The sequence below is a fragment of the Serratia sp. CY82433 genome, from assembly GCF_052166535.1.
In the GTDB taxonomy this organism is placed as follows: domain Bacteria; phylum Pseudomonadota; class Gammaproteobacteria; order Enterobacterales; family Enterobacteriaceae; genus Serratia; species Serratia sarumanii.
Genome location: NZ_JBJNOR010000001.1, coordinates 1,629,836 through 1,642,931, shown reverse-complemented (window position 1 = coordinate 1,642,931; position 13,096 = coordinate 1,629,836). Strand labels below are relative to the sequence as shown.

The 13,096-nt window shown below is 61.6% G+C and carries 8 protein-coding genes; 2 read left to right on the top strand and 6 right to left on the bottom strand.

The features are described from left to right. Positions 1-18 precede the first annotated feature (18 nt). The 4 genes from ACJ8PI_RS08070 to ACJ8PI_RS08055 all read right to left on the bottom strand — a co-directional run bounded on the left by ACJ8PI_RS08070 (position 19) and on the right by ACJ8PI_RS08055 (position 6,537). The gene (locus tag ACJ8PI_RS08070) at positions 19-1,497 is read right to left on the bottom strand and encodes an efflux transporter outer membrane subunit (RefSeq protein ID WP_164134217.1); all 1,479 of its coding nucleotides are present in this window, start codon (positions 1,495-1,497) and stop codon (positions 19-21) included. Next, positions 1,497-4,655: an efflux RND transporter permease subunit gene (locus ACJ8PI_RS08065; protein WP_164134218.1), complete on the bottom strand. Its 3,159-nt coding sequence runs from the start codon at positions 4,653-4,655 to the stop codon at positions 1,497-1,499. The genes ACJ8PI_RS08070 and ACJ8PI_RS08065 overlap by 1 nt, the downstream gene beginning before the upstream one ends. Further along, entirely contained in the window at positions 4,652-5,812 is a 1,161-nt protein-coding gene (locus ACJ8PI_RS08060) for an efflux RND transporter periplasmic adaptor subunit (RefSeq protein WP_275428455.1), read from the bottom strand. The genes ACJ8PI_RS08065 and ACJ8PI_RS08060 overlap by 4 nt, the downstream gene beginning before the upstream one ends. A 155-nt stretch (positions 5,813-5,967) precedes the next feature. Then, on the bottom strand, positions 5,968-6,537 hold the full coding sequence (locus ACJ8PI_RS08055) for a DJ-1/PfpI family protein (RefSeq protein ID WP_033634573.1): 570 nt from the start codon (positions 6,535-6,537) through the stop codon (positions 5,968-5,970). 135 nt (positions 6,538-6,672) lie between these two features. Between ACJ8PI_RS08055 and ACJ8PI_RS08050 the strand changes: the two genes are divergently transcribed. After that, complete coding sequence (locus ACJ8PI_RS08050; RefSeq protein WP_164134219.1) at positions 6,673-8,211, top strand: long-chain-fatty-acid--CoA ligase; 1,539 nt, start codon at positions 6,673-6,675, stop codon at positions 8,209-8,211. 43 nt (positions 8,212-8,254) lie between these two features. On the opposite strand, the gene ACJ8PI_RS08045 is transcribed toward ACJ8PI_RS08050, so the two are convergent. Then, the gene (locus ACJ8PI_RS08045) at positions 8,255-9,529 is read right to left on the bottom strand and encodes a Glu/Leu/Phe/Val family dehydrogenase (RefSeq protein WP_442528105.1); all 1,275 of its coding nucleotides are present in this window, start codon (positions 9,527-9,529) and stop codon (positions 8,255-8,257) included. 604 nt (positions 9,530-10,133) lie between these two features. Here ACJ8PI_RS08045 and ACJ8PI_RS08040 point away from each other — a divergent pair. Beyond that, the gene (locus ACJ8PI_RS08040) at positions 10,134-10,754 is read left to right on the top strand and encodes a helix-turn-helix transcriptional regulator (protein WP_033648347.1); all 621 of its coding nucleotides are present in this window, start codon (positions 10,134-10,136) and stop codon (positions 10,752-10,754) included. Between the two features lie 49 nt (positions 10,755-10,803). Here ACJ8PI_RS08040 and ACJ8PI_RS08035 read toward each other — a convergent pair whose 3' ends face one another. Continuing rightward, the gene (locus ACJ8PI_RS08035; RefSeq protein WP_164134220.1) at positions 10,804-12,993 is read right to left on the bottom strand and encodes a TonB-dependent siderophore receptor; all 2,190 of its coding nucleotides are present in this window, start codon (positions 12,991-12,993) and stop codon (positions 10,804-10,806) included. Between the last annotated feature and the right edge of the window lie 103 nt (positions 12,994-13,096).

The following is a 13,096-nucleotide window of genomic DNA, read 5'->3' as shown; positions in this document are numbered from 1 at the left end:
CTTCCCATCGGGGGAAGGTCAAGGTTCATCGCCGATTTTTGCCGTCATGAACGAACCGGTCGCGCCGCGGCAATCGTTTTTTGCCGCCGCGCACGTCTCCCAGCCGCCGCCGAGCGCTTTGTAGATGCCCACCACGGCAAGCCGCTGACGCGTGCCGGCCTGCGCCAATGCGCGCCGGCTGGCGAAGTCGGCCCGTTCTGCCTCGAGCACCTCCAGATAAATGCCTTCGCCCGCGGCAAAACGCGTCTGGGCGAGCCGGGCCGCTTCGCGATTCGCCGCCGCCTCTAGTAACCGAAGATCCAACGTGCTGACCGCCTCAGCATAGGTTTTGAAAGCATCGTCCGTTTCGCGCAGTGCGCTCAGCACCGTCCGCTCGTAAATCAACAGCGCCTGTTGTGTTCGCGCCTCGCTGGCGGCGATCCGGGCGCGTACGCGCCCGATATCGAGAAATGCCCAGCGAATCACTGGGCTGATCACAGCGGAGAACGCACCGGCGCCATTCAGCGCATCGAGGTTGCCGGCGACCAGCCCGATCGAACCTCGCGCTTCGATGCGCGGGTAGAGCGCCGCCGTTTCCACGCCAATCATGGCGGTGGCTGCCGCAAGTTCCCGTTCAGCCGCCACAATGTCGGCGCGCCGGGCGAGCAGGGCGCCGGGCGTGCCCACGGCGATCGTCCGCAGCACTGGCGGCTGGCTTCCCCATTCGGCGGAAGGGGGGCGGAATGTCTGGGGCATTTCGCCAAGCAGCGTCGCCAATGCGTTGACGGCGGCGGCTCGGCGGCGTTCCAGCTCTGGCGTCGCCGCTTCGACGTTGCGCAATAGCGCCTCGGCGCGCAATCGGTCGAATTCGCTGGCGGCGCCGGCGCTCATTTGTTTTTTTACCAGCACCAAACTTTCACGCTGGCTGTGGCTAATTTCGGCGACCATCTTAAGTTCGGCGTCTAAACCTCGCAGTTCTAGCCAGGTGGCGGCCACTTCCGCAGCGACGCCCGCCTGAACGCCACGCAGCAACGCTTCGCGGCTTCCCGCCAGCGCCTGAGCGGCCTCAATCGAGCGCCGAACGTGTCCAAAGAGATCGATTTCCCATGTCGAATCAATCGCACCGCGATAGGTTTGCGTATGGCGTGGCTGGGCGGCCAGCTTCTCCGCTTCACCCAGTCGACGCGTCTCATAACTCAGCGCGGCACCGGCGCGCGGCAGGAAATCCTGCCGTTGTTCACGCAACAGGGCTCTGGCTTCGTCTACTCGGGCGACGGCGATACCGACATCATGGTTCGCCGCCAACGCGCGCTGAACCAAATCCGTGAGAGCAGGATCGTCAAAGAGGCGCCACCAGGCGAGTTCGACATTTCCGGCACTCAGCCCCGCCGGTGGTTGGCCGAAGCCGGCAGGGTGACGGGCGACGGGCGGCGAGTAATCGGGGCCCACCGCCGCACATCCGGTTAGCAAGGCGAGCGCGCTCAGCGGCAATAACAAGGTTCTACGAAGATTTTTCATCAGACTCGCTCCTTACGGCTGGCTTTGGCTTTGGCACGATATTGCTCGAATCGGGTCGCCAGGCCGCGAATCACGACATAAAAGACCGGCGTCAGGAACAGGCCGAACAAGGTCACGCCCAGCATGCCGGCGAAGACCGCCACCCCCATGGCATGGCGCATTTCCGCCCCCGCGCCGCTGGCGAAGATCAACGGAATAACGCCGGCGATAAACGCGATTGAAGTCATCACTATCGGTCTTAATCTCAGCCGGCAGGCCTTAATCACCGCCTCGAGCGCGTTGGCGCCTTCATCCTCCAGGCTGCGGGCGAACTCGACGATCAGAATGGCGTTTTTGGCGGCCAGGCCGACCAGCACAATGAGGCCTATTTGCACGAAAACGTTGTTGTCGCCGCCCAGCAGCCAGACGCCAATCATGGCGCTCAACAGACACATCGGCACGATCAGCAGCACGGCCAAAGGCAGTAGCCAGCTGTTGTATTGCGTGGCCAGAATGAGATAGGCGAGCAGCACGCACAGCGGAAAAATGAACAGCGCCGCGTCGCCCGCGAGCTTTTGCTGATAGGTGAGATCGGTCCATTCGACGGTCATGCCTTCCGGCAGCGTCTCTTTCGCCAAGCGCTCCATCAATGCAGCCGCCTGACCGGAACTGACGCCCATCGCCGCACCGCCCGAAATATCAGCCGATGGATAGCCGTTGTAACGAATGATGCGATCCGGACCGGAGCCGGGCGTAACGGTGACAAAGGAAGACAGCGGCAGCATGTCGCCGGCCGCGTTGCGCACCTGCAGCCGGCCGATAGCTTCGGCCTGCATGCGATGGGCGGCATCGGCCTGAGCGGTGACTTTGTAGGTGCGGCCGAATCGGTTGAAATCGTTGATGTAAAGCGAGCCGAGGTAGATTTGCAGCGACTCGAACACATCCGCCAGGCTGACACCCTGACTTTGCGCCTGAGTGCGGTCGATAACCACATCGAGCTGCGGTGCGTTGATATCCAGACTGGTCATCAGACCGGCGACCTGGCCCGATTCGGTGGCTTTCATCATCAGGATCCGCGTGTGCTCAACCAGGGACTCAAGCCCCGCGCCGCTGCGATCCTCCACCTGCATCTTGAAGCCGCCGGTAGCGCCGAGACCGGGAACGGGCGGTGGCGGAAATACGCCGAGGAAACCATCGGGAATGTCGGCGAATTTCGCCTGCAGCCGACCGGCTATGGCGGAGGCAGCCAGATCGGGCGTGGCGCGATCTTTAAACGGATCGAGCATGACGAACATCACGGCGGCGTTCGGCACATTGACGAAGCCGTTAATCGACAGCCCCGGAAAGGCCACGACGCTTTCCACCCCGGGTTCCGCCAGCGCGATCTTCGACATCTGTTTAACGACCGCATCGGTGCGATCCAGCGAGGCCGAATTGGGCAGTTGGGCGATGCCGACCAGATAGTACTTATCCTGCATGGGCACGAAGCCCGGCGGAACGGCCTGGAAGCTGAAAAACGTCAGAACGAGCAGCCCGCCGTAAATAGCCAGCGCCATCCCGCGGACGCGCACCGTTTTACGCACGGCATTGGCATACGCGTCCGGCGCGCGTTGGAAAGGCCGGACAGCGGCTTGCAAGACGCGCCCAATGCGGCCGGGAGCGCGAGGTTTCGCCGGATGAGGCCGCAGCAACATGCCCGCCAGCGCCGGGCTGAGCGTAAGCGAATTGAGCGCCGACAGCAGGGTTGAAATGGCGATGGTCAGCGCGAACTGCCGGTAAAACTCGCCCTGTAAACCGCTCAGGAACGCTGTTGGAACGAAAACCGCGGCCAGCACCGAGGTGATGGCGACGATCGGCCCGGTGACTTCATTCATGGCGAGTCGCGCGGCTTGCTGCGGCGTTTTGCCGTTTTCGATGTGTCGTTCGACGTTTTCCACCACCACGATCGCGTCATCGACGACGATGCCGATAGACAATACCAAACCGAACAGGGACAGCGTATTGAGAGAGAAGCCCAGCAAGTACATGATGGCGAACGTGCCGACCAGCGAAACCGGCACCGCGAGCAGCGGAATCAGCGAGGCTCGCCAGCTGCGCAGGAACACCACTACCACGATCACCACCAGCAGGATCGCTTCCAGCAGGGTCGTCACAACCGACTCGAGCGATGCCCGCACGAAAACCGTGGGATCGTAGGCGATCCGTGAACTGAGTCCGGCAGGAAAGTTGCCCTCCAGGCGCTTGACGGTCGCTCTGACCGCCTGAGCGACGTCCAGCGCGTTGGCGCCCGGGCTCTGAATGATTTGCAGCGCGACGGCCGGCTCGCCGTCGAGCAGGCTGCGCAGCGCATACGCATCGGCGCCCATTTCTATACGGGCGACGTCGCGCAAGCGGGTCACCCGGCCGTCGCTGCCGGTGCGGATGATGATTTCGCCAAACTGTTTCTCATCGGCCAGACGGCCGAGGGTATTGACCGTAACCTGAAATGCGGCATTGGAATCGGGCGCCTGACCGACGGAACCGGCCGCCACCTGAACGTTTTGCTCGCGCACCGCAGCGATCACATCGCCGGCGGTTAGCCCGCGCGCGGCGATCAGATCCGGATCCAGCCAGAGCCGCATGCTGTATTCGCCGGCTCCCCAGACCTGGACATCGCTGACGCCCGGAATGCGGGACAGTTCATCACGAACCTGCAGATAAGCGTAATTCGAGATATAAAGCGGATCGTAGCGTTGGTCAGGCGACAGGAGATGCACCACCATCAGGATGTCCGGCGAGGTTTTCTGCGTCACCACGCCCTGGTGCTGTACCTCTGCAGGCAAGCGGGGTAACGCGCGCGCGACCCGATTTTGCACCTGGATCTGCGCCATGTCGGCATTTGTTCCCTGGGCAAAGGTGACGGTCAACGTCATTCGGCCGTCGGTCGCCGCCTGTGAAGACATGTAAAGCATGCCTTCGACGCCGGTGATGGCTTGCTCAAGCGGTGCGGCCACCGTTTCCGCGATCACTTTCGGGTTGGCGCCGGGATAAGACGCCGTCACTTGTACGGTAGGCGGCGTAACCGCAGGGTATTCGCTGAGCGGCAACTGGAATAACGCCACGGTGCCGGCGATCAGCGTCAAGATCGAGAGCACGATGGCGAAGATCGGGCGTTTAATGAAGAAACGAGGGAAAGTCATGTCGCGTCTCCCGCAGCGTTCAATTGCTCGATAGGCGCGCCGTCAATCTCGGCGGGCTGCGGCGTGATTGACATGCCGGGGCGCACCAGCCCTTTCACGACGATGCGTTCTCCCGGCCGCAGGCCGTGCTCTATCACGCGCAGTCCTTCAACGACCGGGCCAAGTTCAACGGGGCGGTATTCGGTTTTGTCATTCTCATCGACGACCAGGACATAGCGCCGGTTTTGATCGGTGCCAATCGATTGGTCGGCGATCAGGATCTTGGCCTGCGGCGCGCCGGTTTCCAGCTTGACTCTGGCGAACAACCCAGGTGACAGTCGCCCATCCGGGTTATCGATCACCGCGCGCAGGCGCACCGTTCCCGTCGTGCGGTCGGCGGTATTGGACTGGAAATCGACGCGCCCGCGCCGGGAATAGGTTTTGTCTGCAAGTAACGCCACCGATACCCGAATGTCAGGTGGCGCCGTTTTATTGCGCCACGCGGTCAACGATTGCAAATAGGTGCGTTCATCCACATCGAAATAGACGTGGAGTGGATCGACCGAGACCAGCGTGGTGAGCGGCGTGACGCCGCCGGTGACATAGTTGCCTTCGGTGACGAGCGTCTGGCCTACGCGTCCGGCAATCGGCGCGGTAACGCGGGTGAACTCCAGATCCAACTTTGCCGCCTCCCGCGCCGCTTTCGCTGCGTTGACCTGCGCATTGCTCGCTTTCATCATGGCGGTGGCCGAATCAAACCGATCGCGGGCGATAACGTTTTTATTGAACAACGTCTTAGCGCGCACATAGTCGGCCTGGGCTAGCGTTGAGGCGGCTTCCGCTTCTTGCAAACGCGCCGTCGCCTTGTTCAGCGCGGCTTGAAATGGCCGCGGATCGATGAGAAAGAGCGGGTGGCCTTTTTCTATCAGGCGACCTTCCGGCACATTTACCGCCAGCACATAACCGGCGACCCGAGGCCGCAACTCAACGTGCTTGACCGCGGCCAGCGAACCGGTGAATTCGGCAAAGGGCGTTATCGGGCGGACTAAAACATCAGCCACAGGAACACGGGGAGGCGGCGCAGGTGTCGCCGAAGACGGGTTTTCTTTGCAGCCGGCAACGGCGAAAGCGCCGTTTATGGCCGCTGCGATCAGGATTATGGTTTTGGTTTTCATCATTTGACCTTTCCTACCGAAGTCGACAGTGGAATTCACTGCGTGGAAGCAGTTCATCCCGCGTTATCCGACTTCCAACGTTGGGAAGGTCAAGCGATTTTTGGTTTATTGCAAAGGGGATGCCGCGTTGTCGCTATCTGGTGCGATCCCCTGAACGGCTATTTCTGCAGCACCTCGACGAACTTCGCCAGCCACTGCGGATGCGCCGGCCAGGCCGGGGCGGTGACCAAATTGCCGTCGACGTGCGCCTGATCGATGCCGATCTCCGCATAATGGCCGCCGCCCAGCCGCACCTCCGGCGCACAGGCCGGGTAGGCGCTGCAGGTGCGGCCTTGCAACACCCCGGCCGCCGCCAGCAGCTGCGGGCCGTGGCAAACGGCGGCGATCGGTTTTTTCGCAGCGTCAAACGCCTGCACCAGCGCGATCACGTCGGGATTCAGGCGCAGGTATTCCGGCGCCCGGCCGCCGGGGATCAAGAGCGCATCGTAGTGCTCTTCTTTGGCGGTGGCGAAGTCGGCGTTCAGGGTGAAACGGTGGCCGGGTTTCTCGCTGTAGGTTTGCGCGCCGTCAAAATCGTGGATCGCGGTCATGATGTAGTCGCCGACGGCTTTGCCGGGGCACACGGCGTCCACCCAATGGCCGATCATCTGCAACGCCTGAAACGGCACCATGGTTTCGTAATCTTCGGCATAGTCACCGACCAGCATCAGGATCTTTTTCTTGCTCATGATCACAACTCCTGCGGGATGGGGATTGCCTAAGGTATAGCCCAGCGGCCCTGGGAATGCGAACCGCGAAGCGCCTATCTATACTCGTGATACTGCGGCGCTTTTCTCGCCGCTCAACCCCAGGGAGGATCCCCGATGCTGAATCTGGCTACCTTGCTTGAAGAGAGTGCGCGCACCTGGCCGGAACGGCCGGCGGTGATACAGGACGATGTACCGCTCAGCTATCGGGCGCTGAACGAGATGGCCAACCGGGTGGCAAATCTGTTGGTCGCGCGCGGCGTGCGGCGCGGTGAACGGGTGGCGCTGGCCTGCCCGAACCGGCCGGAGTTTCCGGCTGTCTATTACGGCATTCTCAAAAGCGGCGCGGTGGTGGTGCCGCTCAATATTCTGCTTAAGAGCGCGGAGTTCGACTATTACCTGGCGGATTCAGCGGCGGTGGCGCTGTTTTGTTTCGAAGGCAGCAGCGGCCTGTCGCTGGGGGAGGAAGCGCTGCGGGCGGCGGCGAACGCGGAGCAGTGCCGCGAGGTGTTTATCATCGGCGATCGGTTGCCGCTCGAGGGGGAACGTTTCAGCGCGGCGATAGCCGCACAGGCTACCGAATTCGCTTCGGCCGCGACGCTCGAAAGCGACACCGCGGTGGTGCTTTATACCAGCGGCACCACCGGCCGCGCCAAAGGGGCGGAGTTGACCCACGCCAATCTGGTGCTCAACGCCTTGGGATCGGTGCGGCTGTTCGACGGTTCGGAGACGACCCCCGATCGTCACCTGGTCACCTTGCCGCTGTTTCATACTTTCGGCTCGACGGTGCAGATGAACGCCGGGTTCGCTTCCGCCGCCACTCTGGTGCTGGTCGAGCGCTTCGACGCGGCGCAGGCCATCGCGCTGATGCAACGGCACGGCATCACCTTTTTCGCCGGGGTGCCGACCATGTATTGGGCGCTGTTGAATGCGCTGGATGAACACACGGATATCGAAAGCTTGCGCAGCACGCTGCGTATGGCGGTGTCCGGCGGCGCCAGCCTGCCGGTGCAGATCCTGGAGGATTTTTCGCGCCGCTTCGGCGTCAACATTCTCGAAGGGTACGGGCTGTCTGAGACCAGCCCGGTCGCCACCTTTAACCATCCTCACCGCCTGACCAAGCCCGGCTCCATCGGCCAGCCGATCTGGGGCGTGGAGGTGCGCCTGCTCGACGCCACCGGGCAGCCGATCGACGCTGTCGATCAGGTAGGGGAGATCGCGGTGCGCGGCTACAACATCATGAAAGGCTATCTGAATCGCCCCGAGGCGACGGCGGAGGTGCTGGAAAACGGCTGGTTCCGCACCGGCGATCTGGCGCGCCGCGACGCCGACGGCTTCTATTTCATCGTCGATCGGGCCAAGGACATGATCATTCGCGGCGGGTTCAACGTCTACCCGCGCGAGATTGAAGAGGCGCTGATTCGCCACCCGGCGGTGTCGTTGGTGGCGGTGATCGGCGTCGAACATCCGTCGCTGGGCGAAGAGATCAAAGCGGTAGTGGTGTTGAAAGAGACGGAGGAGCCGATCGAGGAAGAAACGCTGATCGCCTGGAGCCGGGAACGGCTGGCGGCGTACAAGTATCCGCGCATCGTCGAGTTCGTCGAGCGTTTGCCGATGACCAGCACCGGTAAGGTGTTGAAGCGCTGTTTGCGCTGAGGAAAACCCGGCCTGCCGGGGCGGGCAGGCCGGGATACGGGCATCAACCTGGGTAGATGCCGCGCTCTTTACGTGCGGTCAGGATGCGCTCACAGGCCACGATATAAGCGGCGGTGCGCAGGCTGCACTCTTTCTCTGCGGCCTTGTTCCAGACGTGGACCATGGCGTCGGTCATGATCTTGTCCATACGCTCGTTGATCTCGGACTCGCTCCAGAAGTAGCTCGCCATGTCCTGCACCCACTCGAAGTAACTGACCGTTACGCCGCCGGCGTTACAGATAACGTCCGGAACCACGGTGATGTTACGGGAGCGCAGAATGTCGTCCGCCTCTGGGAAGGTCGGGCCGTTAGCGCCTTCCAGCACCAGTTTGGCGCTGAGGATTTCGGCACGCTCACGGGTGATTTGGCCTTCCAGCGCCGCAGGGATCAGGATGTCCATGTCGACCGACCAGAACGCTTCGCTTTCGATCTCGCTGGCGCCAGGGAAGCCGGCGATCTGCTTGTGCTTGGCCTGGTATTCGGTCAGCGCGGCCAGGTCGATGCCGTCGGCGTTAAACAGGGTGGCGGAGTGGTCCTGGATGGTGACGACGCGCGCGCCGACGCCAACGAACAGGCGAGCCGCTTCGCTGGCCACGTTACCGAAGCCTTGCACCGCCACTTTGGCGCCTTCGATCTGCACGCCCAGACGCTTGGCCACTTCACTGCCGGTGACGAACACGCCGCGGCCGGTCGCTTTCTCACGGCCCAGGGAGCCGCCGAGGTGGATTGGCTTGCCGGTGACCACGCCGGTGATGGTGGTGCCGTGGTTCATGGAGTAGGTGTCCATCATCCAGGCCATCACTTTGGCGTTGGTGCCGACGTCCGGCGCAGGGATGTCTTTCTGTGGCCCGATGATGAAGCCGATTTCGCTGGTGTAGCGGCGGGTCAGTCGCTCCAGTTCGCCTTCAGACAGTTTGAACGGGTCGACGCGGATGCCGCCCTTGGCGCCGCCGTACGGCAGGTTGACCGCGGCACACTTGATGGTCATCCAGGCGGACAGGGCCATCACTTCGTTCAGATCGACGTCAGGGTGGAAGCGGATACCGCCTTTGCCCGGCCCACGCGACAGGTTGTGCTGTACGCGGAAACCTTCGAAGTGACGGATGGTGCCATCGTCCATCTGCAGCGGGATATCGACAATCAAAGCGCGCTTAGGGTGACGCAGCGTATCAACCCAGCGTGACAGCTCGCCGAGGTAAGGGGCGACGCGATCGATTTGTTGCAGATATGTAGCCCAAGCGGTGGTGCTGCTGTCTGAAGCGTAGGATAGCTTTTCCATAACCAACCTTTATATATTAGAGGTATTTATTTCGTTTAACCGTGGATTAGCAAGCGCATAACACTTTGCGACGCTAAATTTACCACTAATTATGCCGGTTGTTAGCCCCCCGCTCATCGGGCCAGCGGGCGGTTTTTCGCCGCCTGCAGGGCGGTAAATGAATAGTTAATTACTTTTTGTCGGCAGTGAGCGAGCACATGCATAATTTATGCATGTAAAGCGCATAAAAACCCTTTTTATCTATTTTTCAGAAGCTTGAATGTGATCAAAAAGTTTCATTTTATTTAACAGCCATGTTGACAATGGCGTTTCCCCTCGGCAGCGTTAAAATCCTGTTAAAACGCCGTCTGCCGCCGTGTTTTACCTGGCCAAGAGGAGCATGATTCGAGGCTGTTTTAATGTGTTGCGGCAGAAGAGTGGGCTGAAAAGCGTGTTCACCTGAAACGAACGGGTGACCGATCCCCGGCAAGGACAATAAAGGCGCTTGCGGCGCAGCCGTCGGTGAAGGAGCCGCCAACGCCATCCACTCGGCAAGCGGCGGCAACTGCGGTATGCTAAGCGGCTGAACCGCAAACCAAACCGGGCTATACGGAGACCCCCCAGCGTGCCGAACTCTTCTTCTCAACTCGAACTTTTGCGCTCGGTCGCCGACGGCATCGCGGCGCTGTTTTTCCCGAATGCGGAAGTGGTGATCCACGATCTGGCCACCAACAAGATTGCCTATCTGGCCAACAACCTGTCGAAGCGCAAACCGGGCGATGACGCCGGGCTGGAGGACTTCGAGCTCGATGGCGGCGCCGGCGTGACCGGCCCCTATGAGAAGCTGAACTGGGACGGCAAAAAGATGCGTTCGGTGAGCATCGCCGCGCGCGACGAGCAGGGCAAGCCCAGCTATCTGCTGTGCATCAACCTGAGCACCGCGATGTTCGAGGACGCCCGCAACGCGCTGGACATGTTCCTGTCGGTCACGCGGCTGCAGCCACAGCCGCAACAGCTGTTCAAAGATGACTGGCAGGAGAAGATCAACACCTTCCTGCACGACTGGCTGCGGCGCGAAAACGCCGCGCTCGGCGCGCTGAGCCGCGAACAGAAACGGCGGCTGGTCAGCGATCTCTATCATCAGGGGGCGTTCAAGGCCAAAAGCGCCGCGGACTACATCGCCAACGTACTGTCGATGGGGCGCGCCACGGTGTACAAGCACTTGCGAGAATTGAAGCAGGAGTAAAGGCGGCGGGAAAGGTGGAAAAATGGGCGGCGCTGGCCGCCCATTTTGGTTACCAGCGGTAGTTGACCGAAGCGATGATGCTGCGGCCGCTGCCGTAGAAGCAGGCGTACTCGCCGCTGCAGGATGAAACGTATTTCTTGTCCGTCAGGTTCTGCACGTTGAGCTGGAGAGCCGCACCGCGCAGCGCAGACGAGGCCTGGCCAAGGTCATATTTCACCATGGCGTCGTACAGCGTGTAGTGCGGCACATCGTACTGGCCGATGGCGTCGGCCGGCGCATCGCCGATGTAACGCACGCCGCTGCCGACGGTCAGGCCGTTCAGCGCGCCGCTCAGGAAACTGTAGCTGCCCCAGGCGGAAGCCGCGTGACGCGGGATGCCCGCCGGGCTGTGGCCGATTTCGTCCGCCGAGTTGGAGTCTTTGGTCACCACGTCGGTGTAGGTATAGGCGGCGGTCAGCTTGATCTCCGGCGTCGGCTGGGCATGTACTTCCGCCTCAATCCCTTTGGATTTCACCTCGCCGATCTGCTCGTAGGCGGAGGTGAGACGGTTGTAAGACGCCACATTACGCTGGGTAATGTCGAACCAGGAGAGGGTCAGCAGGGTGTTGCCGCCCGGGATCTGGTACTTCACGCCCACCTCGGTTTGTTTGCCGGTGGTCGGCTTGAGCGGATCGGCGCCCGGCGCGCTCGGATACAGGTTAGGATCGAACGAAGTGCTGTAGCTGACATACGGCGAAATGCCGTTGTCGAAGGCGTAAAGCAGGCCCGCACGGCCGGTGAACTGGGCGTCGTTGTAGGTCTGCTCCTTACCGCCGCTGGTGCGATCGCGGGTGTTGACCTGCGACCAGTCCTGACGGCCGGACAGCAGCAGGTTCCAGTTATTCCACTCCAGCTGGTCCTGCAGATACACCCCGACCTGATTCAGCGTCTTCAAGTCGCTGGAAGCCAGCGCCAGCGTGCTGCCATCGATGCTGGGGCGAACCGGGTTGGCCCAGTCGATCGGGTAGTCGTTGCCGCGATCGCGATACATCTTCGAATCGATATGGCTGTAGCGGTAATCCAGCCCGCCCAGCACCGTGTGCTTCACCTCGCCGGTGTCGAACAGCCCCTTCAGTTGGTTATCCACGCCAAACTCGTTGGTCATCTGCGTTTCATGCTGCGCCATGCGGGTGACGGTGTGGTCATTGACGTCAGAGTTTACGTTATAAACCAGATATTTATAGTCTTCATCGCGGTGGGTGAAGCGCAGGTTCTGGGTAAACGACAGCGCATCGCTGAAGTTATGCTCGAGGCTGTAGCCGATCGACGCCTGCTCGCGCCGCGACTTGTTGAAGCTGGGTTCGCTGACGTTGAAGTCGTAGGGCACATAGCCCGCGCTGGTCGAGAACAGCGTGCCGGCGCGCGGCAGGAAGTTGCGCGACCCGGCTTTCGGATCGTTCTGGTAGCTGGTCAGCAGCGTAAAGCTGGTGTCTTCGTTCGGCAGCCAGGTGAAGGCCGGCGCGATGGCCACCCGTTGCTGCTTGCTGTCTTTGACGAACTCATGCTCGGTTCTGGCGATACCGTTCAGGCGATAGAACAGGGTGTTGTCGTCGTTGAGCTTGCCGCCGAAATCGAACGCCGTTTCCGCCAGATGGCGGTTGCCGGTGCTGAATTTGACTTCGTGAATGCTCTGGGCGGTAGGGCGCTTACTGGTCATCACCACCACGCCGCCGGGGCTGACCTGGCCGTACAGCACGCCGGCCGGGCCGTGCACCATCTCCACGCGCTCCAGCAGCCAGGGATCGATCTGCCCGGCGCCGCCGTTTTGGCTCGAAAGGCCAAAGTGCAGGCCGTCGAGCAGCTTGGGCGCATAGCGGAAGCCGCGGCTGATCACTTCGTCATTGCGGTTGGAGTTACCGCGGTAGGTGGTGATCACTCCGCTGGTGTAGTTCAGCGCGTCGGCGACCGACGCCGGTTCCTGGTCGTTCATTTGCTCGCGCGTGACCACCGAGATGGACTGCGGCGTTTTGCGCAGAGCGGCGGCGGTCTTGGTGCCGGCGGCGCTCTCTTTGGCGACGATCCCTTTGACCGGCGCGGTCACGCTGTTTTGCGCGTCGGCGGTCACCAAAATCGTCTCGTCCGCCGCGGCGGACGCGTGTGGCGCGAAGGGCAGTAAGGCCAGCGCCGAGCCCAGCAACAACCGCTTGGCGGCCGTCGCCTCCGCATTCGAATTGTCTATCCCTTTGTTTTTAATCTTCATTCTCTCTCCTGCATACCTGCGTTGTGTGTCGTGCAACCCTGATAAACCCCGAAATATCGGCGAGCGGTCTTTACCCGTCGATACGGAAACGCCGTGTGCGCAC

Bases quoted from the DNA above. Each gene is read 5' to 3' on its own strand.
- ACJ8PI_RS08070 (WP_164134217.1), bottom strand. From the start codon at position 1,497: ATGAAAAATCTTCGTAGAACCTTGTTATTGCCGCTGAGCGCGCTCGCC.
- ACJ8PI_RS08065 (WP_164134218.1), bottom strand. From the start codon at position 4,655: ATGACTTTCCCTCGTTTCTTCATTAAACGCCCGATCTTCGCCATCGTG.
- ACJ8PI_RS08060 (WP_275428455.1), bottom strand. From the start codon at position 5,812: ATGATGAAAACCAAAACCATAATCCTGATCGCAGCGGCCATAAACGGC.
- ACJ8PI_RS08055 (WP_033634573.1), bottom strand. From the start codon at position 6,537: ATGAGCAAGAAAAAGATCCTGATGCTGGTCGGTGACTATGCCGAAGAT.
- ACJ8PI_RS08050 (WP_164134219.1), top strand. From the start codon at position 6,673: ATGCTGAATCTGGCTACCTTGCTTGAAGAGAGTGCGCGCACCTGGCCG.
- ACJ8PI_RS08045 (WP_442528105.1), bottom strand. From the start codon at position 9,529: ATGGAAAAGCTATCCTACGCTTCAGACAGCAGCACCACCGCTTGGGCT.
- ACJ8PI_RS08035 (WP_164134220.1), bottom strand. From the start codon at position 12,993: ATGAAGATTAAAAACAAAGGGATAGACAATTCGAATGCGGAGGCGACG.